Origin of the sequence: Thalassobaculum salexigens DSM 19539, from assembly GCF_000423805.1 — a bacterium.
Lineage (GTDB): Bacteria > Pseudomonadota > Alphaproteobacteria > Thalassobaculales > Thalassobaculaceae > Thalassobaculum > Thalassobaculum litoreum.
Map to the genome: position 1 here is coordinate 1,977,342 of NZ_KE384093.1, position 20,227 is coordinate 1,997,568.

The window sequence follows — 20,227 nt, forward strand, 5'->3', positions numbered from 1 at the left end:
TGCCCCTCCCTCGGGCCTGGCCTCAGGCGACCTTCTTGCCGTATTCCCCGGCCAGGTCCTGGATGAACTGCCAGGCGACGCGCCCGGAGCGCGCACCGCGGGTGACCGACCACTCGCGCGCCCGGGCGATCAGCTCGTCGCCGCTCACCGGGATGTCGTAGGCGGCCACATAACCCTCGATCATGGCGAAATAGGTGTCCTGATCGCAGGTGTGGAAGCCGAGCCACAGGCCGAACCGGTCGGACAGGGAGACCTTCTCCTCGACCGCCTCCGACGGGTTGATCGCCGTGGAGCGCTCGTTCTCGATCATGTCGCGGGCCATCAGGTGGCGTCGGTTCGAGGTGGCGTAGAACAGCACGTTGTCCGGCCGGCCCTCGATGCCGCCGTCCAGCACCGCCTTCAGCGACTTGTAGGCGTTGTCCTGGTGGTCGAACGACAGGTCGTCGCAGAACACGATCGCCCGGCGGTCGCCCTCGCGCAGCGCGTTCAGCAGGCGCGGTAGGCTCTCCATGTCCTCGCGGTGCATTTCCACCAGGGCCAGCGCACCCGGCGTCTCGGCGTTGATCTCGGCATGGATCGCCTTGACCAGGGAGGACTTGCCCATGCCGCGGGCGCCCCAGAGCAGGGCGTTGTTGGCCGGGAAGCCCTTGGCGAAGCGCTGGGTGTTCTCCAGCAGGGTCTTGCGCTGCAGCTCGACGCCCTTGAGCAGGTTCATGTCGACCCGGTTGATCTTCTTGACCGGGTCGAGACGGCCGTGCTCGGCGTTCCAGATGAAGCCGTCGGCGGCATGGATGTCGCTCGGCTCCGACGGTGGCGGGGCGAGACGGTCCAGCGCGTCGGCGATGCGGGTCAGCAGGGCGTGGGTGTCGGCATCAAGGCTCATCGGTCGCGGTCCGGGTTGTGAAGGCCAGGGCGGCACCGATCGCGGCGCCAGACGTGTCCGCATCGTCACCGAAGGCGGTGCCGTGGCGCGGCCGGACGGGCCGGCAGTTGCGCGCGCGGAGGCCGCGGACGTTACCGAGGCAGAAACCCCGGGTCAATTCGCCTCGTCATTGGTGGCCAAGACCGCTGCCGCGTCGTTGCATTTCATGCCTCCGTGGGTATAGTCCCGCCACTTCGCGCCCCCATATACGGCGGGTTAAACGAGAGCGGATGCGGTCCGCGGGAGATTTTCGCATGCTCATTTCGACAGCCCACGCGCAGTCACTCGGTGGCGGTAGCGGCGATTTCCTCGTCCAGCTTCTGCCGCTGGTGCTGATTTTCGTCGTGTTCTACTTCCTGCTCATCCGTCCGCAGCAGAAGCGGATGAAGCAGCACAAGGAAATGCTGGCGAATGTGCGCCGCGGCGACCGGATCGTCGGCAATGGTGGCCTGATGGGCACGGTCACCAAGGTCAGTGACGACGACGACACCCTGACCGTCGAGATCGCTGATGGCGTGCGGGTGCAGATGCTCCGCTCCATGCTGGCCGAGGTGCGCGGCAAGGGCGAACCGGTCAGCAAGCCGCCGAAGAAGAAGGCCGGCAAGGCCGAGGCCGCCGCGAACGAGGACGCTTCCGAGGCCGAACCCGCACCGGCCGAGGTCGCCGATGGGGAAAAGTCGGACAAGACCTGATCCGCGCGTCGCCTGATCCAGCCCGAGCCCGGCGGAGAGCCTGCCCATGATGCAGTTCGATACCTGGAAGACGATCCTTGTGGCGTTCGTCTGCCTGGCCGGGGTCGCCTATGCCGCCCCGAACCTGATGCAGAAGGGCATCGGCGACGATCTGCCGATGGGCGTGCCGGGCAAGCAGATCAGCCTGGGGCTTGACCTTCAGGGCGGGTCCTACCTGCTGCTGGAAGTCGAGGCCGATGTGGTCGTGCAGGAACGGCTCGAGGCCATCGTTGACGGCGCGCGCCGCGCCCTGCGCGAGGCCCGGATCGGCTATGTCGGTCTCGGTGTCGAGGGCGACGCCGCCGGCTTCACCCTGCGCGAACCGGCCGATCTTGAGCGCGCCCGGGAGATCGCCGCCGAACTCGACAGCGACGCCACGGTCAGCGTGGAGGGCGACCGGGTCGCGCTGACCATGGGCGAGGAGGCGATCCGGCAGATCAAGATCAACGCCGTCCAGCAGTCGATCGAGATCGTCCGCCGCCGCGTCGACGAGACCGGCACCCGCGAGCCGCTGATCCAGCGTCAGGGCATCGACCGCATCCTGATCCAGCTTCCGGGCATCGACGATCCGCAGCGCATCAAGGAACTGATCGGCCAGACCGCCAAGCTGACCTTCCATCTGGTCGCCGTGGGCGCCGATGCCGGCCGTCCGCCGCCGGGTGCGCGTACCCTGCCGATGCTCGAAGGCGGCGACATCGTGATCGAGCGCCGGGTCATGGTCAGCGGCGAGAACCTGGTCGATGCGCAGCCTTCCTTCGACCAGAACAGCCAACCGGTCGTCACCATCCGCTTCGACAGTGCCGGCGGTCAGCGCTTCGGCCGGGCCACTTCGGAGAATGTGGGCAAGCCCTTCGCCATCGTGCTCGACGGCCAGGTGATCTCCGCCCCGGTGATCCGCGAGCCGATTCTGGGCGGGTCGGCCCAGATCAGCGGCCGTTTCTCCGTTCAGGAGGCCCAGGACCTCGCCCTGCTGCTGCGCGCCGGTGCTCTGCCGGCGCCGCTGACGGTGCTGGAGGAACGGTCGGTCGGTCCCGGTCTGGGTGCCGATTCCATTGCCGCCGGCGAGATCGCCGCGGTGATCGGCCTCGTCCTCGTCGTCGGTTTCATGATCCTGTGCTACGGCCTGTTCGGGATCTTCGCCAACATCGCCCTGTTCGTGAACATCATCCTGATTCTTGGCGCTCTCTCGGCGTTGCAGGCGACCCTGACCCTGCCGGGCATCGCCGGCATCGTGCTCACCATCGGCATGGCGGTCGACGCCAACGTGCTGATCTTCGAGCGGGTGCGCGACGAGTTGGCGGCGGGGCGCTCGCCCATCAATGCCCTCGACGCCGGCTACAGCCGGGCGTTGACGACCATCATCGACAGTAACCTGACGACCCTGTTCGCCGCGGTGTTCCTGTTCGCGCTCGGTTCCGGCCCGGTGAAGGGCTTCGCCGTCACGCTCGGCATCGGCATCCTCACGTCGATGTTCACCGCCATCATGGTCACCCGCCTGTTCGTCGCCCTGTGGGCGCGGCGGCGCCGGCCGACCAGCCTGCCGATCTGAGGGGAGAGAACCGATGAAGCCGCTCCGCCTCGTGCCACGGGACACCGCGGTCCCGTTCGTCAAACACCGGCTGCTGGCCTTCGCCTTTTCAGCGGCCCTGGTCCTCGGTTCGATCGCCGCCGTTCTGGGAATCGGGCTGAATTTCGGTATCGATTTCAAGGGCGGCACCCTCATCGAGGTGCGGACCAGCGAGCCGGCGAACATTGGGCAGATGCGCTCCGACCTGAACGGGCTCGACCTCGGCGAGATCAGCCTCCAGGAGTTCGGCTCCGAGCGCGACGTCCTGATCCGCATCCAGCGTCAGGAGGGCGAGGAGGCGGAACAGATCAAGGCGATCGAGATGGTACGCAACACCTTGCCCGCCGATGTGGAGTTCCGTCGCACCGAGTTCGTCGGCCCGACCGTCGGTCAGGAGCTGATCGAGGCGGGGATCCTGGCGGTCGGCCTCGCGCTGCTGTCGATCCTGATCTACATCTGGTTCCGTTTCGAGTGGCAGTTCGGTGTCGGTGCCATCGTCGCACTCAGCCACGACATCATCTCGACCCTGGGTCTGTTCGCGATCATCCAGCACGAGTTCAACCTGGCCACGGTGGCCGCCGTGCTGACCATCGCCGGCTACTCGATCAACGACACCGTCGTGGTTTACGATCGGGTGCGCGAGAACCTGCGGCGCTACAAGACCATGCCGCTGGCCGAGCTGTTCAACATCTCGGTCAACGACACCCTGTCGCGCACCACCATGACCTCGCTGACGACGCTGCTGGCGCTGTTTGCGATCTACTTCTTCGGTGGGGCCGTCCTGGCGGATTTCGCCCTGGCGATGATCTGGGGAATCGTGGTTGGGACTTATTCCTCGATCTTCATCGCCGTGCCGCTGCTGCTCTATACCGGCCTGCGGCGGGGCGATGACGACACCGGCGACGAAAGCATGCTGCCGGAATACGAACGCACGGTGAAGAACGGGAGCTAGGCATGGTCGACATCACGCCATTGGTCGCCCAGGGCGTGCAGATCATCCACGGCTATGGTGACGGCAAGTTCCGCATCGGTGAGGTCAGCCATACGGGCCCCCTGCTGGTGCGGGCGGAGAACACGCAGCCTTGGGATGTGTCCGTCGATGTTGCGATTGCGGAACTCGACCTTGCCACCCTCGGCCCGATCCTCGACGCCGAACAGACCTACGACATCCTGCTGATCGGGACGGGGACGAAACAGGTCTTCCTGCCCCCGGCCCTGCGGTCGCGGATCCGCGAAAAGGGGCCCGTGGCCGAGGTGATGGATACCGGTGCCGCCTGCCGCACCTTCAACCTGCTGCTGGCCGAAGGCCGTCAGGTCGCGGCGGCGCTGTTGCCGGTTGAGTGAACCGGCGGCGAGTCGCCCATGCACATCCGGCGCCGCGCTGCTGTCTGTGGATAACGGGGATAAGCCGTAAAACGCCGTTCCGGTAAGCGTTTCAGCCGACCGATCGTCGGGATGGTTCCGGGCATCGGTTGGGTACGGAATGGCTTTTTGTATCGCCCCATTCAGACGCTACGATGACCGACCGTCATACGGGCGGGAAACGAGGGTTTCCGTGATGAATTTCGACACGCCGAGCGATCTGATCCAGCCGGGCGAGGGCGGGCGCGGCCAATGGGCCAAGCCGACCACCGGTGTCCTGCCGTATCAGGAGATCGAGCGGATGATCGCCGATGGCCAGATCAGGGGCGCGGTCGCCGTCGACCCCTCGCAGATCCAGCCGGCGAGCCTCGACCTGCGGCTCGGTCCCAAGGCCTACCGCGTGCGCGCCAGCTTCCTGCCGGGGCAGGGCGGCACGGTGATGGAGAAGATCGACCAGCTCGACGGCCGCCCGGAGCTCGACCTGACCGGCGGCGCGGCGCTGGAGCGTGGCTGCGTCTATGTGATCGAGCTGCTGGAGAGCCTGAACCTGCCCCATGACGTGGAGGCGCTGGCCAATCCGAAGAGCTCCACCGGCCGTCTCGATATCCTCACACGCCTGATCACCGATGGCGGTACTGCCTTCGACCGGATCGACAAGGGCTATAAGGGCCGGCTGTTTCTGGAGGTCGTGCCGCTGTCCTTCAGCGTCGTGGTCAGCCAGGGGTCGCGCCTGAACCAGCTCCGCTTCCAGCGCGGCGCCAGCACCCTGTCGGCCAAGGAGGTGCGTGAGCGCCACGCCCTCGGCCATTTCGCCAAGGTCGCGGACGGCGACACCCTGATCCCGCCGCGGGACACGCTGGTGCCGTTCTCCATCGATCTGCAGGGTGGGGGCAAGGGCGCCATCGTCGGCTACAAGGCCCGCAAGAACGCCCGCAAGATCGATGTAGACAAGCCACGCGCTTATCCGGTCGGGGAGTTCTGGGAGCCGCTGCTCTGGGACCAGGGCCGGCTGATCCTGGAGAAGGACGAGTTCTACATCCTCGCCACCCGCGAGGAGGTGGCGGTGCCGCCGGATCTTGCCGCCGAGATGCTACCCTTCGACAGCCAGTCCGGCGAGTTCCGGGTGCATTACGCCGGCTTCTTCGATCCCGGATTCGGCTGGGTCGACGGCAAGGCCCAGGGCAGCCGGGCGGTGCTGGAGGTGCGCTCCTACGGCGTGCCCTTTACCCTGGAGCATGGACAGATCGTCGGCTGGCTCGACTACCGCCGGATCGCCAACGGACAGACCGACATGGTCTATGGCGAGGCGATCAAGTCGAACTACCAGGGCCAGGGCATCGCGCTCGCCAAGCATTTCATCCCCGACAGCGCCGGCTGAGCCGCGCCGGCCGGTGCCATGACCGAGACCGACCTGGCCGTCCATACCGTCGCCTGCGCTCAGATCGTTCAGCGCCACGACCGCGAGCGCTATCTGGTCTCGCTCTTCGCCCCGCCTGACGCCCGGGACGGGTTGTTCGCCGTGCTCGCCGCCAATCACGAGATCGCCAAGACCGCCGAGGTGGTCAGCGAACCCATGATCGGGCAGATCCGGCTGCAATGGTGGTGCGAGGCGTTCGACGGCATCGAGGCCGGGACGCCTCGGCAACACGAGGTCGTCCTGCCGCTGGCCGCCGCCGCCGCGCGCCACCCGGACGTGTTGGACGATCTGCGTCGGATCGTCGACGCCCGCGACGCCGATCTGTCCGGCGAACCGGCCGCCGATCTGGACGCGCTGGAGCACTACGCCGTCGCGACCGGGGGCGGGATCACCGTCGCCATGGCCCGCGTCCTGGGGGCGGATACGGCGATGGCCCGCGATCTCGGCACCGCCTGGGCGCTGATCGGACTGGTCCGGGCCTTGCCGGGACTGCTGGCCGGCGGCCGGGCGCCGCTACCGGCATCGCTACTGGAAGAAAACGGCGTAACGCTCTCCAGGATAAGGGATCTTCCAGGGTCTGTGGATTTGGCCGCCCTGTGCCGACCGATCGTCGCCCGGGGCCGGGAGAGGCTGTCGGCCGTGCGGGCGAACCCGGCGCTAAGGCACCGCTCCGCCCGGGTGCTTCGCCTGATGGCCGCCCGGGCCCAGGACCTGTCGATCACGCTGCAGCGTGCGGGCGACGACCCCCGGTCGTCATCGGTGGCGGATATCCCCGCCGGCCTTGCCTGGCGCCACGCGCTGCGGGCGGCGTGGTACCGGCTGGGGTAACGGGCGCGCACGCGTCCCAGAGATCGGGACGTTGTTCTGGTATCGGGAACCTTTCCTCGTCTTCCGGGCCTTGCGCCGGGATCGAGGAATGGAGCCGCCGCAGCTTTCGGAGCGCATTTCCTTAGGCTCCAGCCAGCCTTGTCCTGGGCCCCGGCACAAGGCCGGGGAGACGGAAAGGTCGGTGGAAGACGCTGTGCAACGGCGCCGTGGCCCCGACGCAAGGCCGGGGAGACGGAAAGGCCGGTGGAAGGCGCTGCGCTATTCCGCCGCCGCTGCCGGGCGGCCGAGCCACGTGTCCAGGTCGGCGAGGGCCCGGACGGCGAGCGCCTTGCGGCGGTCGGTGCCCTTCAGCTTGCGGCGCTTGCCGTTGGCCGTGATCTGCTCCTCCGGCGGCGGGAACAGCCCGAAGTTCACATTCATCGGCTGGAAGGTCTCGGCATTGGCCCCGCCGGTGATATGGCCGATCAGCGCGCCGAAGGCGGTCGTCGCCGGCGGCATGTCGGGTGCGCGGCCCAGCCGCTCGGCCGCGGCGAACCGGCCAGCCATGAGGCCGATGGCGGAACTCTCCACATAACCCTCGACCCCGGTGATCTGTCCGGCGAAGCGCAGGCGCGGGTCCGCCTTCAGCCGCAACGTGCCGTCCAGCAGGCTGGGGGAATGGATGAAGGTGTTGCGGTGCAGCCCGCCCAGACGGGCGAACTCGGCATTCTGCAGGCCCGGGATCATGCGGAAGATCCGGGTCTGCTCGCCGTAGCGCAGTTTGGTCTGGAAACCGACGATGTTGAACAGCGTGCCCAGCGCGTTGTCCTGGCGCAGCTGGACCACGGCGTGGGGGCGCCGGCCGGTGCGCGGATCGGTCAGGCCGACGGGCTTCATCGGCCCGAACCGCAACGTCTCCGGCCCGCGCGAGGCCATGATCTCGATCGGCATGCAGCCTTCGAAATAGGGGGTGTTCTCCTCCCACTCCTTGAAGTCCATCTTGTCGCCGTCGAGCAGTGCCTGGACGAAGGCGGTGTACTGTTCCTCGTCCATCGGGCAGTTCACGTAATCGGCGCCGGACCCGCCCGGTCCCGGCTTGTCGTAGCGCGACTGGAACCAGGCGGTGTCGAAATCGATGCTCTCGGCATGGACGATCGGCGCGATGGCGTCGAAGAAGGCCAGGCTGTCGGCCCCGGTCAGCTCCCGGATCGCCTCGGCCAGCGGGTCGGAGGTGAGCGGGCCGGTCGCCACGATCACGCTGTCCCAGTCCTTCGGCGGCAGGCCCGCGATCTCGCCCCGTTCGATGGTGATCAGCGGTTCCGCCTCCAGCCGTTCCTGCACGGCGGCCGAGAACCCGACCCGGTCGACCGCCAGGGCCGAGCCCGCCGGCACCTGATGGCTGTCGGCGGCGGCCATGATGATCGAGTCGCAGCGCCGCATCTCCTCGTGCAGCACGCCGACCGCATTGGCCGTGTGGTCGTCGGAGCGGAACGAGTTGGAACAGACCAGTTCCGCCAGTTGTTCGGTCTGGTGGGCTGCGGTGCCGCGCTGCGGGCGCATCTCGTGCAGGACGACGGGAACGCCGGCGCGGGCGAGCTGCCAGGCGGCTTCGCTGCCGGCGAGACCGCCGCCGACCACGTGGACGGAAGCGGCCGCGACGGGGCCGTTGTAGGCGGGCGTTAAGGGAATAGACATCATTTCCTCGCAGTCTGTGCGGGAGATAACCTCCGCCCGGCGACGGCGCAAGGGCGGGGCTGCGATGAGATATCGTGGTTTCGCCTAAAATCGAGGCGAAATTTCCGGTATTGTATCCTTTGAACCGTCAGTCTGCGGCTCCTAGCGAGGCCGGACGCCCGACCGGGGAAGGCATGTCAGAGACCTACGAAAGCGGAATTCCTCGCGAAACGAAGAGAACCGGCTTTCTGCAATCCTTCGACCGGCAGAAACTCGATCCGGGCGATATTGCCGATTTCACCTCCAAGGTCCTCTCCTTCGTCCGCGAGAACCGGGTCGCCGCCGACGCGCTGATCGCCGGCAACGTGCAGATGCTCGGCTTCGAAGCCCTGAAGGCGCGGTTCGGCGACAGCTGGGAAGGGATCAAGGACAAGGTCCATCTTCTCACCGAAGGTGTGATCAAGCGCCACATCTCCTCCTCGGATGTCTTCCTGCTGATGAACGACGAGAAGTTCGTCGTGCTGTTCGGCAAGGCGACGCGGGAGAAGGCCGACGCGACGGCCCGGAAGATCGCCCAGGAGGTCAATTCAAAGCTGAGCGGCGCCGGCGCCGGCATGGATGCGGTGTCCGTGCGCCCGGTGGTCTTCGAGGTGCCGCGCGACGATACCAGCGCCCTGAAGAGCCCGGCGACGCTGGAGAAGTCGGTCGAGGAGGCCCAGCGCGACGCGGAGCGGGCGGAGGAGGCCCGGGTCGAGGCCGCCAAGGATCGGATGGTCATGCGGTTCTGGCCGGTCGCCAATGTGCGCAAGCGTCTGGTCTCCTGCTACCACGCCGACCTGCATGTGCCCGAGGACCTGGATCTCGGGCAGGGCGAGGATGGCGCCTCGGGAACAGGGGCGGTCGAGGCGGCGCTTGACCGGATGGTGCTGACCCATGCCAGCCGCGCGCTGACCGAGGCGGCCGGCCGCAAGATGCGGGCGCTGCTGATCGTGCCGGTGCATTTCGAGACGGTGGCGGCCAAGAGCTTCCGTTCGGCCTATCTGGATGTCTGCAAGCTGCTGCCCCGCATCGCCGAGCAGCGGATGATGCTGATGGTCCGCGACCTGCCGGACGACGTCCCCCAGGGGCGGCTGCACACGATCTTCACCTATCTGTCCCCGTACTTTTCTGGGTTCGTGGGGGATTTCAGCCTGTCGTTCCGGCGCGCGGACAAACTGGGCGGGGTCGGGCTGGTCGCGGTCGCGGTCGACGGCGCCAAGGTCGGCGCGCTGACACCCAAGGCGGCGAAGGAATTGAGAGAGTTCAGCGTCGGCAACCGCGCGGGCAAGATGCGGCGCTATTTCTACGGCGCCGCGACCTTCGATGCCGCCACCGCCGCCCGCCGGGCCCAGTTCGACTACGTCCAGGGTCTGGGGGTGGCGCCCTCCATGCCGATCCACGGCAAGGTCTTCAACATCTGACCGGCTTCCGGCGATGGGCCGGGCTGACCAGGGCGACGCGCAAATCGCCGCTCAGGCGGCTGGTGCACCGGAAACGTTGAGGCCGATCGCGGCCCGAGGGCGTAGAGGGCGAACGGCACATAGGGCCGCCCATCGACACATACTCACTCCCCGGCCTTGTGCCGGGACCCGCGGTCAAGCTGCCCTGATGGTCGAAGATCCAGCGTCCAGCGCTCGTTTCTCCCTCCCGTGGACCCCGGCACAAAGCCGGGGAGTGCGGGGATGAGAAGGGGAGCGAGAGAAACCGCGCCCTACCTCCTACGCCGACCTCCTACGCCGATTTCTTCGCCGGGGCCGGGCGCAGGTAGCGTTTCAGGTAGGAGCCGGTGTAGCTGCCCTCGGTCGCCGCGACCTCTTCGGGCGTGCCCTGTGCGACGATGCGGCCGCCGCCGTCTCCGCCCTCGGGGCCGAGATCGACCACATGGTCGGCGGTCTTGATGACCTCCAGATTGTGCTCGATCACGATCACCGTGTTGCCGGTGTCCACCAGCGCCTGGAGGACTTCCAGCAGTTTGCGCACGTCGTCGAAATGCAGGCCGGTCGTCGGTTCGTCCAGGATGTAGACCGTCCGCCCGGTCGCCCGGCGGGACAGTTCCTTGGCCAGTTTCACCCGCTGCGCCTCACCGCCGGAGAGCGTCGTCGCCTGCTGGCCGATCTTCACATAGCCGAGGCCGACCCGCTCCAGGGTCTCCAGCTTGTCGCGGATCGACGGGACCGCCTTGAAGAAGGTAGCGCCTTCTTCCACCGTCATATCAAGAACATCCGATATCGACTTATCTCGGAAGGTAATTTCCAGCGTCTCTCGATTGTACCGCTTGCCCTTGCAGACGTCGCAGGTGACGTAGACGTCGGGCAGGAAGTGCATCTCGATCTTGATCACGCCGTCGCCCTGACAGGCCTCGCAGCGCCCACCCTTCACGTTGAACGAGAAGCGGCCCGGCGCGTAGCCGCGGGCCTTGGCCTCGGGCAGGCCGGCGAACCAGTCCCGGATCGGGGTGAAGGCGCCGGAATAGGTCGCCGGGTTCGAGCGCGGGGTACGGCCGATCGGCGACTGGTCGATGTCCACGACCTTGTCGATGTTCTCCAGCCCGGCCAGGTGCTCGAACGGGGCGGCGTGTTCGCGGGCGTTGTGCAGCCGGCGGGCCAGCGCCTTCCACAGGGTCTCGATCACCAGGGTCGACTTGCCGCCGCCGGACACGCCGGAGATGCAGGTGAACGTGCCCAGCGGGATCTTCAGGGTGACGTTCTTCAGGTTGTTGCCGGTCGCCCCGGTCAGCACGAGCTGCTTGCCCTTCTTCGCCTTGCGACGGGTGGCGGGGATCTCGATCTGCTCGAAGCCGGACAGGTACTTGCCGGTGAGGCTGGCGGGATTGGCCATGACCTCCGCCGGGGGGCCGGCGGCGACCACCGTGCCGCCATGGACGCCGGCGCCCGGGCCCATATCGACCACATAGTCGGCCTCGCGGATCGCGTCCTCGTCATGCTCGACCACGATCACCGTGTTGCCCAGGTCGCGCAGGCGCTTGAGGGTGGCGAGCAGGCGGTCGTTGTCGCGCTGGTGCAGGCCGATGGAGGGTTCGTCCAGCACGTAGAGCACGCCGGTCAGGCCGGAGCCGATCTGCGAGGCGAGGCGGATACGCTGGCTCTCGCCGCCCGACAGGGTACCCGACGAGCGCGACAGGGTCAGGTATTCCAGCCCGACATTGTTGAGGAAGCCGAGCCGCTCGTTGATCTCCTTCAGGATCCGCTCGGCGATCTCGCCCTGCTTGGTTGTCAGCGTGCCGGACAGGGCGTTGAACCAATCGACCGCGGCGCCGATGGAGAACTCGGTCACCTCGGAGATGTGCAGCCCGGCGATCTTGACCGCCAGGGCCTCCGGCTTCAGGCGCTGGCCGTTGCAGGCCTCGCAGGGCGCGACGGACTGATAGCGTCCGAGTTCCTCGCGCACCCACGAGCTGTCGGTCTCCTTCCAGCGGCGGTCCATGTTGGGGATGACGCCTTCGAACGGCTTGTTGGTCTTGTAGCTGCGCAGCCCGTCGTCGAAGGTCATGGTGACGGGGGTCGTTCCGGTACCGAACAGAATGCCCTGACGGGCCTCCTCCGGCAGATCCTCGAACGGGGTGTCCTGGGAGATGTCGAAATGGGCCGCCAGACTCTTCAGCGACTGGGCGTAGTATTTCGACGACGAGCCGGCCCAGGGCGCGACGGCGCCGGCCTTCAGGCTCAGCTTGGGGTTGGGCACCACGAGCTGCTCGTCGAAATACATCTGGCTGCCGAGCCCGTCGCAGGTCGGGCAGGCGCCGAACGGGTTGTTGAACGAGAACAGCCGCGGCTCGATCTCGTCGATGGTGAAGCCGCTGACCGGGCAGGCGAACTTGGCGGAGAAGGTGTGCCGCTCACCGCTGTCCGCATCGTCGGCGAACAACAGTCCGTCGGACAGGTCGAGCGCCGTCTCGATCGAGTCGGCCAGGCGGGTGCCGATGCCCTCGCGCACCACGAGGCGGTCGACCACCACCTCGATGTCGTGCTTGCGCTTCTTGTCCAGCGCCGGCACGTCCTCGATCTCATACAGCTCGCCGTCGACCCGTACCCGCTGGAAGCCGCGCTTGCGCAGGTCCAGCAGTTCCTTGCGGTACTCGCCCTTTCGGCCGCGCACGACGGGCGCCAGCAGATAGAGCCGGGTGCCCTCGGACAGGGCGCAGATCCGGTCGACCATCTGGCTGACCGTCTGGCTTTCGATCGGCAGGCCGGTGGCCGGCGAATAGGGGACGCCGATGCGGGCGAACAGCAGGCGCAGGTAGTCGTAGATTTCGGTGACGGTGCCGACGGTCGAGCGCGGGTTGCGCGAGGTGGTCTTCTGCTCGATCGAGATCGCCGGCGACAGGCCCTCGATCAGGTCGACGTCCGGCTTCTGCATCAGTTCCAGGAACTGGCGCGCGTAGGCCGACAGGCTCTCCACGTACCGCCGCTGTCCCTCGGCATAGATCGTGTCGAAGGCGAGGGAGGACTTGCCGGACCCGCTGAGCCCGGTGAGCACCACGAGGCTGTCCCGCGGCAGGTCGACATCGACGTTGCGCAGGTTGTGTTCGCGCGCGCCGCGGATGCGGATTGCTCGCAGTTCTTCAGCTGCGGGCTTGGGCAAGGAGGATTCGGGCGCCATCGGGTCCTCGAAAGTCGGATAGGGAGAACAAATATAGTACAGAGAGGTCCAGTATGACCACCTGCCTGAATACGCACCCTAAGTATAGCCTTGGGTCTCCAGAACAAGGCTGTGGACAACTTTCAGGGGGTTGCAGGGTCGGCCGCGCGACTCGGGTCGTTACGGTATCGCATTGAATGAGTCGGCGTAGCGGCGTTGAAACCGGGTATTCAGTTTCCGGCGGGTTTCCGCGACCGGTGTTTTCCAGGCGCCGACGTTCGGCAGCCTTTGCGCCGGGCGCTCGGCTGTGGGATTGTCGGCCAAACCGTTCCATGGACCGCACCATGGAGCTCGGACCGGAACAACAAGAGAGCGAGAGACATGGCGGGCAGCGTCAACAAGGTGATCCTGGTCGGCAATCTGGGCCGCGACCCGGAAGTGCGATCGACCCAGGACGGGCTGAAAATCGTGAACCTCGCGATTGCGACCTCGGAGCGCTGGCGCGACCGGACCTCCGGCGAGCAGCGGGAGCGTACCGAGTGGCATCGCGTGGTGATCTTCAACGAGAACCTGGCGCGGATCGCCGAGCAGTATCTGCGCAAGGGCAGCTCGGTCTATATCGAGGGCCAGCTCCAGACCCGCAAATGGACCGACCAGAGCGGCCAGGAGCGCTATTCGACCGAGGTCGTGCTGCAGCGCTATCGCGGTGAGCTCACCCTTCTGGGCGGCCGTGGTGATGGCGGCGGCGGCGGGGGCGGCGGCGACTACAGCCGCGGCGACGATTACGGCGGCGGCTCCTCGGGCGGCGGCTACGGCGGCGGTTCCTCCGGTGGTGGCGGTTCCTCCGGCGGCGGTGGCGGCCAGCCGCCCATGGGCGGTCCGAGCGATCTGGACGACGAGATCCCGTTCTAAACCGTATCGGCACCAGGGGAGGGGTGATGGACCGGTTTCGCGACGCCAACCGGGCGAAATGGGATGAACTGGTCCAGCCCCATCTGACCTCCGGCTTCTACTCGGTCGATGCCCTGCGCGCGGGGAACCGTCGGCTGGATCCCATCGTCGACCGCGAACTCGGCGACGTCGCCGGGCTGTCCGTCCTGCATCTCCAGTGCCATTTCGGTCTCGATACCCTGACCCTGGCCCAGCGCGGGGCGACGGTGACCGGGCTCGATTTTTCCGGCGAGGCGATCCAGGCGGCCCGCGCCCTGGCGCAGGAGACCGGCCTCGCCGCGACCTTCGTGGAGGGCGATCTCTACGCCGCGCCCGACCTGATCTCCGGAAGCTTCGACCTGGTCTTCGTGAGCTGGGGCACGATCTGCTGGTTGCCCGACCTGCCTAGCTGGGCGCGCGTTGCGGCGCATTTCCTGAAGCCGGGCGGCCGGCTGTATTTCGCCGACTGCCATCCGATGGCCTATGTCTGGGACGAGGGACAGGGTGCCTGCGATCCGACGCGGGGGCGGTTCCAGACCAAGTATCCCTATTTCCACGATCCGGCACCGATCGAGCTGGACGATCCGGACGACTACGGCAGCGGCCATAAGACCGCGAACACCCGCACCTATGAATGGGCGCACCCGGTCTCCGAGATCGTCACCGCTGTCGCGGCCGCGGGCCTCGTCTTCGAGTTTTTGCATGAGCATCCGGCGATCACCTGGGCCCTGCTGCCGGGGCTGGTGAAGCAGGACGAGGACCTTCACACTTGGCCCGTGGGCACCGATCCGATCCTGCCGTTGAGCCTGTCCTTTCAGGCCCGGAAACCGGCCTGATCCGGGTCCGCACGCATACGATTTGAGTTCAACATTTTCTGAAATTTAAGGATATTGAAGGAATTCGAACCGAATCTGATGTTCTCAGGCTCGTCGTCGGGCGAACGGTCAAACTTCGAGTGGGTTCTCCGGAGCATACGGGTAGGCTAATGAAGCTTGGGACGATGACCGGGGCACAAGGCTCCGAGGCAGCGCGTTTCGGACTTCTGATGCCCGTCATCGGCCTGATCGCCGTACTGGTGATCGCGGTTTTCGCCGTCGCCTGGCTCGCCGCCGACACCCAGGATCGCCAGGCCGTCAGCGCCATGCGCCATACCGTGGGCAGCATCGTCGACGGCAACCGGCGGGAATTGGGAGGCTGGACCGCCGACTACGCCTACTGGGACGCCTTCGTTGAGCATGTGGTCGTCGAACCGGACCCGGTCTGGATCGAAGGCAATGTCGGCCTCTACGCACGGGAGAACCTGGCGGTCGACGTCACCCTCGTGATCGACGGCTCCAACGAGCCTTACGTGATCTCCGCCGCCGAGGATCTCGACGTCGAGGGCGACCTGCTCACTCTGCCGCCGGCGCTGGTGGATCTTGCCCGCGCCGCCAGGGGCGGTGCCGGTCCCCTGGAGATGCGCCCTGAGCCGCAGCAGACCTATATCCGGTTGGATGACACGGTGTTCATGGCCGCTGCCGCCGTGGCGAAATGGGAAAGCAAGCCGGATCTGCCGGCGCGCAAGGGCGGTCCGGTCGTCCTGATGTACCTGCGGCAGATCGACGAGACGATGCTGGCCCAGTTCGGGGCGGACTACATGATCAACGGCCTGACGCTGGCGCCGGCCTTCGATCCGAAGGGGGCAGCGTTCGATCTGATCGGGATGGACGGGAGGTCTGTCGCGCAGCTCGCCTGGATCAACCCCACCCCCGGAACCGAGTTCCTGCGCAGCCTGAGGATTCCGATGGTCGTCATCCTGGCGATCGCCGCGCTCTTCCTGGCTTGGATTTTCGTCCGTTTGCGCGCCGTGTTCCGCAAATTCGTGGCGAACCAGGAGGCCTTGATCCAGCGGACCGAGGCCCTGCGCATCGCCAGGGATGAGGCGGACCGGGCCAACCGGGCCAAGACGGAGTTCCTGGCCCAAATGAGCCATGACCTGCGCACGCCGTTGAACGCGATCCTCGGATTCTCCGAGGTGATCGCGCTCCAGACTTTCGGTTCCGACGCCGCGGCCGCCGTCCGCTATCGGGACTATGCCCGCCAGATCCATACCGGCGGCGACCACCTGCGCTCGCTGATCGACAGCATTCTCGACGTGGCCCGGCTGGATGCCGGCCGTTACGAACTCCGCAGCGAAACCGTCTCCCTCGACGAGGCGATCGAGACCTGCCTGTCGCTGCTCAAGGACACACTCGAGGCGAAAGCGCTCAAGATCACCGCACCGAGTTCCGGGCTGAGTGTGTGGGCCGATCCCAACGCTCTGGAGCAGATCCTGCTCAACCTGGTCGGCAACGCGGTCAAGTACACCCAGGCGGGTGGCGCGATCGCCATCGGTGCCAGTCGCACACCGAGCGGCATCGCCGTCGCCATCAGCGACACCGGCCGGGGGATGTCGCAGGCCGATGTGGCGTCCGCCTTCGAGCTGTTCAGCCGCGGCGGGGCGGGACCGGGCACGACGACCGAGGGCGCGGGGATCGGGCTCAGCATCGTCAAGCGGCTCATCGACTTGCACGAGGGGACCGTCCGCATCGACTCCGCGCCCAATCTCGGGACGACCGTGACCTTCGTCCTGCCCGAGCGACTCGCCCTGCCGGAGGGCGCTTAAGCCCTTGTCTGCGGGCACTTACAGGGTGGGGTGCGGTCTGCCCGCGCGGCTTCTCGCGGCCGATACACTCGGAACTTGATACGGAGGGGCTGAATCGTGATATTTCGGCGCCGCAACATTGCTGGAAATCGGCGATTTTGCTAAGATTTAACGAATCAGTCGGCAATTCGATTCCGACCTGTTCACCGCCGGCATGATCCTTGTCGAAACCTACGATCGGAACCCCTCGGTTGTCTGACTCAACACCCGGTCCGCACGACATCGCACCTGTCTCCATCGAAGACGAAATGCGCCGCTCGTACCTCGATTACGCCATGAGCGTAATCGTGGCCCGGGCGCTGCCCGACGTCCGCGATGGCCTGAAGCCGGTGCACCGTCGCATTCTCTACGCCATGAAGGTGGGCGGCTACGACTGGAGCCGTCCGTACCGCAAGTCCGCCAACATCGTCGGCGCGGTCATGGGTCAGTATCACCCGCACGGCGACAGCGCGATCTACGACGCCATGGTCCGCATGGCGCAGGAATTCTCAATGCGCCTGCCGCTGGTCGACGGCCAGGGCAACTTCGGCTCCATGGACGGCGATCCGGCGGCGGCCATGCGCTACACCGAGGCCCGCCTCGCCAAGGCCGCCGAGGGCCTGCTGCGCGACATCGACAAGGAAACCGTCAACTTCGTCCCGAACTACGACGAGACGACGGAAGAGCCCTCGGTGCTGCCGGCGGAGTTCCCGAACCTGCTGGTCAACGGCGCCGGCGGTATCGCCGTCGGCATGGCGACCAACATCCCGCCGCACAATCTGGGCGAGGTGATCGACGCCTGTCTGGCGATGGTCGACAATCCGGGCATCACAGTCGACGAACTGATGCGCCTCGTGCCGGGACCGGATTTCCCGACCGGCGGCCTGATCCTCGGCCGCGCCGGCATCCGCGACGCCTACCACACCGGCCGCGGCTCGGTGGTGATGCGCGGTCGCGCGGTAATCGAGGAGATCCGCAAGGACCGGATGGCAATCGTCGTCTCCGAGATCCCGTACCAGGTGAACAAATCCCGCATGATCGAGCGGATCGGCGAAGTCGTCCGCGATAAGGTGGTCGAAGGGATCTCCGATCTGCGCGACGAAAGCGATCGGGACGGCGTGCGCGTCGTGGTCGAGCTGAAGCGCGACGCGGTACCCGAGGTTGTGCTGAACCAGCTCTACCGCTTCACCCCGCTGCAGACCAGCTTCGGCGTGAACATGCTGGCGCTGAATGGCGGCCGGCCGGAGCAGATGAACCTGCGCGACGTGATCTACGCCTTCGTGCAGTTCCGCGAGGAGGTGATCACCCGGCGCACCCGCTTCCTGCTGAAGAAGGCGCGCGAACGGGCGCATATCCTGGCCGGTCTCATGGTGGCCATCACCAATCTGGACCCGGTGATCGAGCTGATCCGGGCATCCTCCGACGCCGCCCAAGCGCGCGAACGCCTGTGCGCCAGGGCCTGGCCGGCCGGCGATGTGGCGCCGTTCATCGCGCTGATCGACGATCCGGGGCACAAGGTCCAGGACGACGGCACCTATACCCTGTCGGAGGTTCAGGCCCGGGCCATTCTGGAGCTGCGCCTCCAGCGTCTGACCGGGATGGAGAGGGGCAAGCTGATCGAGGAGGCGGAGGAGATCGCCGCCAAGATCAAGGACTTCCTGGACATCCTGACCTCGCGGACGCGTCTTCTCGACGTGATGCGCGGCGAGTTCCTGCAGTCGAAGGAATCCTGGGCCAACCCGCGCCGGACCGAGATCGAAGAGAGCGAGTTCGAGCACGACATCGAGGACCTGATTCCGCGCGAGGACATGGTCGTCACGGTCAGCCATGCCGGCTACATCAAGCGGGTGCCGCTGACCACCTACCGCTCGCAGAAGCGCGGCGGCAAGGGCCGTTCGGGCATGGCGACGCGCGAGGAGGACGTGGTCAGCAGGCTGTTCGTGGCCAATTCCCACGCGCCGATCCTGTTCTTCACCTCCCGCGGCCAGGTCTACCAGCTCAAGACCTACCGCCTGCCGGAAGGCACGCCGCAGTCCCGTGGCCGGCCGATGGTCAATCTGCTGCCGCTCGAAGAAGGCGAGTGGATCCAGACCGTCATGCCGATGCCGGCGGACGAGGAGAGCTGGAAGCAGCTCCACGTCATGTTCGCCACCGAGGCGGGCACGGTGCGGCGCAACGCACTCAGCGACTTCACCAACATCAACAAGGCCGGCAAGCGCGCGATGCGGCTTGAGGGCGACGACCGTCTGATCGGCGTGATGCCCTGCACCGACGCCGACGACGTGTTCCTGGCCAGCCGCGACGGCAAGGCGATCCGCTTCCATGTGACCGATGTGCGCGTGTTCCAGGGGCGCGATTCCCTGGGCGTGCGCGGCATCCGGCTGCTCGGCGAAGACAAGGTCGTCTCCATGTCGATCCTGCGCCGCTTCGACATCGACGGGGCCGCCGGCGGCGAGGTCGATGCGACCGACGAGATCCGGCGCAGGCACATTCTGACGGTCACGACCAAGGGCTTTGGCAAGCGCACCCTGATCGACAATTACCGCCTGACGAACCGGGGCGGGCAGGGCATCGCCAATGTCGATCTGACCGACAAGAACGGGCTGGTCGCCGGCTCGTTCTCGGTGGCCGATAACGACCAGATCATGGCCGTGACAGACAAGGGCCAGGTGATCCGTTGCCCGATCGGCGACGTGCGCGAGACCTCGCGCCAGGCCCAGGGCGTCTATGTCTTCCGGGTGGCCGAGGAAGAGAACGTCGTCTCCGTTTCCCTGGTCGGGGAGACCAGCGAGGAAGAGGCGGTGGAGGACGTGATCGACGAGGCGATCGAGTCCGGTGAGTTGGGGGAGAGCGGGGACGACACCCCAGAGGCTCCCTCGGGTGATGCGGACGAAGGGGGAGAGGCGCCGCAATGACCGACAAGAAGACGCGCGTGGGGGTCTATCCTGGCACGTTCGATCCGATCACCAAGGGTCATATCGACATCATCCGCCGCGCCAGCAAGACGGTCGACCACCTGGTGGTCGCCGTCGCGCGCAACGCCGGCAAGGGTCCGCTGTTCAGCCTGGACGAGCGGGTGGAGATGGTGCGTGACGAGATCGCCGACATCCTGGTCCGCAACCGTGAGGACGGGTTCATCGGCACGATCGAGGTGAAGCCCTTCGGTTCGCTGCTGATGCATTTCGCCGAATCCCAGGGGGCCAGCGTGATCATCCGCGGCCTTCGGGCGGTGTCCGACTTCGAGTACGAATTCCAGATGGCCGGCATGAACGCCCGCCTGAACCCGAAGATCGAGACCACCTTCCTGATGGCCTCGGACCGCCACCAGTTCATCTCCTCCCGCTTCGTGAAGGAGATCGGACGGCTCGGTGGGGAGATCACCGAGTTCGTCTCTTCCAGGGTGGCCGAGCGGGTGATGCATCGCTTCGACGGCGATCCCGCCAAGGACAGTCAGGCGAAGCAGACCGGACCGTTTACCGGATAACGACACCGGATCGGGCGCGCGAGCGCCGCCCGG

15 protein-coding genes are annotated in these 20,227 nt (G+C 66.7%); 12 read left to right on the forward strand and 3 right to left on the reverse strand.

The window, feature by feature from the left end:
• Window positions 1–22 precede the first annotated feature (22 nt).
• A complete protein-coding gene (locus tag G578_RS0113625) occupies window positions 23–883 on the reverse strand; it encodes an ATP-binding protein (RefSeq protein ID WP_028794707.1) in 861 nt (286 codons plus the stop codon).
• A gap of 293 nt (window positions 884–1,176) precedes the next feature.
• Here G578_RS0113625 and yajC point away from each other — a divergent pair, with 293 nt between their 5' ends.
• The 6 genes from yajC to G578_RS26305 all read left to right on the forward strand — a co-directional run bounded on the left by yajC (window position 1,177) and on the right by G578_RS26305 (window position 6,827).
• Window positions 1,177–1,614, forward strand: coding sequence for a preprotein translocase subunit YajC (gene yajC, locus G578_RS0113630; protein WP_028794708.1), 438 nt, complete (start codon window positions 1,177–1,179; stop codon window positions 1,612–1,614).
• A gap of 46 nt (window positions 1,615–1,660) precedes the next feature.
• Complete coding sequence (secD, locus tag G578_RS0113635) at window positions 1,661–3,202, forward strand: protein translocase subunit SecD (protein ID WP_028794709.1); 1,542 nt, start codon at window positions 1,661–1,663, stop codon at window positions 3,200–3,202.
• Window positions 3,203–3,215: 13 nt separating this feature from the next.
• On the forward strand, window positions 3,216–4,172 hold the full coding sequence (secF, locus tag G578_RS0113640) for a protein translocase subunit SecF (RefSeq protein WP_028794710.1): 957 nt from the start codon (window positions 3,216–3,218) through the stop codon (window positions 4,170–4,172).
• Window positions 4,173–4,174: 2 nt separating this feature from the next.
• The gene (locus G578_RS0113645) at window positions 4,175–4,564 is read left to right on the forward strand and encodes an Mth938-like domain-containing protein (RefSeq protein WP_028794711.1); all 390 of its coding nucleotides are present in this window, start codon (window positions 4,175–4,177) and stop codon (window positions 4,562–4,564) included.
• Between the two features lie 214 nt (window positions 4,565–4,778).
• Window positions 4,779–5,960 (forward strand): 2'-deoxycytidine 5'-triphosphate deaminase, encoded by a 1,182-nt coding sequence (locus tag G578_RS0113650; RefSeq protein ID WP_084618876.1) that lies wholly within the window; start codon window positions 4,779–4,781, stop codon window positions 5,958–5,960.
• Between the two features lie 18 nt (window positions 5,961–5,978).
• On the forward strand, window positions 5,979–6,827 hold the full coding sequence (locus tag G578_RS26305) for a phytoene/squalene synthase family protein (RefSeq protein ID WP_051244779.1): 849 nt from the start codon (window positions 5,979–5,981) through the stop codon (window positions 6,825–6,827).
• A gap of 258 nt (window positions 6,828–7,085) precedes the next feature.
• Here the strand turns inward: G578_RS26305 and trmFO are convergent, their stop codons facing one another.
• The gene (gene trmFO / locus G578_RS0113660) at window positions 7,086–8,501 is read right to left on the reverse strand and encodes a methylenetetrahydrofolate--tRNA-(uracil(54)-C(5))-methyltransferase (FADH(2)-oxidizing) TrmFO (RefSeq protein ID WP_051244892.1); all 1,416 of its coding nucleotides are present in this window, start codon (window positions 8,499–8,501) and stop codon (window positions 7,086–7,088) included.
• 173 nt (window positions 8,502–8,674) lie between these two features.
• Between trmFO and G578_RS0113665 the strand changes: the two genes are divergently transcribed.
• Window positions 8,675–9,940, forward strand: a complete 1,266-nt coding sequence (locus tag G578_RS0113665; protein WP_028794714.1) for a hypothetical protein — start codon at window positions 8,675–8,677, stop codon at window positions 9,938–9,940.
• A gap of 310 nt (window positions 9,941–10,250) precedes the next feature.
• Here the strand turns inward: G578_RS0113665 and uvrA are convergent, their stop codons facing one another.
• On the reverse strand, window positions 10,251–13,139 hold the full coding sequence (uvrA, locus tag G578_RS0113670; protein WP_051244780.1) for an excinuclease ABC subunit UvrA: 2,889 nt from the start codon (window positions 13,137–13,139) through the stop codon (window positions 10,251–10,253).
• Window positions 13,140–13,499: 360 nt separating this feature from the next.
• Here uvrA and ssb point away from each other — a divergent pair, with 360 nt between their 5' ends.
• The 5 genes from ssb (at window position 13,500) to coaD (ending at window position 20,194) form a co-directional block, all read left to right on the forward strand.
• Entirely contained in the window at window positions 13,500–14,030 is a 531-nt protein-coding gene (gene ssb / locus G578_RS0113675; RefSeq protein ID WP_028794716.1) for a single-stranded DNA-binding protein, read from the forward strand.
• Between the two features lie 26 nt (window positions 14,031–14,056).
• Complete coding sequence (locus G578_RS0113680) at window positions 14,057–14,884, forward strand: class I SAM-dependent methyltransferase (protein WP_028794717.1); 828 nt, start codon at window positions 14,057–14,059, stop codon at window positions 14,882–14,884.
• A gap of 209 nt (window positions 14,885–15,093) precedes the next feature.
• The gene (locus G578_RS28465; protein ID WP_051244781.1) at window positions 15,094–16,692 is read left to right on the forward strand and encodes a sensor histidine kinase; all 1,599 of its coding nucleotides are present in this window, start codon (window positions 15,094–15,096) and stop codon (window positions 16,690–16,692) included.
• A 230-nt stretch (window positions 16,693–16,922) separates the two neighbouring features.
• Window positions 16,923–19,625 carry a DNA gyrase subunit A gene (gene gyrA, locus G578_RS0113690; protein ID WP_028794718.1) on the forward strand — a complete coding sequence of 901 codons (2,703 nt, stop codon included), beginning with the start codon at window positions 16,923–16,925 and terminating at the stop codon, window positions 19,623–19,625.
• Complete coding sequence (gene coaD, locus G578_RS0113695) at window positions 19,622–20,194, forward strand: pantetheine-phosphate adenylyltransferase (protein ID WP_028794719.1); 573 nt, start codon at window positions 19,622–19,624, stop codon at window positions 20,192–20,194. Before gyrA ends, coaD begins: the two co-directional genes overlap by 4 nt.
• The last annotated feature ends 33 nt before the right edge of the window (window positions 20,195–20,227 follow it).

Coding starts and splice junctions, on each gene's coding strand:
- G578_RS0113625 (WP_028794707.1), bottom strand. CDS start 883: ATGAGCCTTGATGCCGACACCCACGCCCTGCTGACCCGCATCGCCGAC.
- yajC (WP_028794708.1), top strand. CDS start 1,177: ATGCTCATTTCGACAGCCCACGCGCAGTCACTCGGTGGCGGTAGCGGC.
- secD (WP_028794709.1), top strand. CDS start 1,661: ATGATGCAGTTCGATACCTGGAAGACGATCCTTGTGGCGTTCGTCTGC.
- secF (WP_028794710.1), top strand. CDS start 3,216: ATGAAGCCGCTCCGCCTCGTGCCACGGGACACCGCGGTCCCGTTCGTC.
- G578_RS0113645 (WP_028794711.1), top strand. CDS start 4,175: ATGGTCGACATCACGCCATTGGTCGCCCAGGGCGTGCAGATCATCCAC.
- G578_RS0113650 (WP_084618876.1), top strand. CDS start 4,779: ATGAATTTCGACACGCCGAGCGATCTGATCCAGCCGGGCGAGGGCGGG.
- G578_RS26305 (WP_051244779.1), top strand. CDS start 5,979: ATGACCGAGACCGACCTGGCCGTCCATACCGTCGCCTGCGCTCAGATC.
- trmFO (WP_051244892.1), bottom strand. CDS start 8,501: ATGTCTATTCCCTTAACGCCCGCCTACAACGGCCCCGTCGCGGCCGCT.
- G578_RS0113665 (WP_028794714.1), top strand. CDS start 8,675: ATGTCAGAGACCTACGAAAGCGGAATTCCTCGCGAAACGAAGAGAACC.
- uvrA (WP_051244780.1), bottom strand. CDS start 13,139: ATGGCGCCCGAATCCTCCTTGCCCAAGCCCGCAGCTGAAGAACTGCGA.
- ssb (WP_028794716.1), top strand. CDS start 13,500: ATGGCGGGCAGCGTCAACAAGGTGATCCTGGTCGGCAATCTGGGCCGC.
- G578_RS0113680 (WP_028794717.1), top strand. CDS start 14,057: ATGGACCGGTTTCGCGACGCCAACCGGGCGAAATGGGATGAACTGGTC.
- G578_RS28465 (WP_051244781.1), top strand. CDS start 15,094: ATGCCCGTCATCGGCCTGATCGCCGTACTGGTGATCGCGGTTTTCGCC.
- coaD (WP_028794719.1), top strand. CDS start 19,622: ATGACCGACAAGAAGACGCGCGTGGGGGTCTATCCTGGCACGTTCGAT.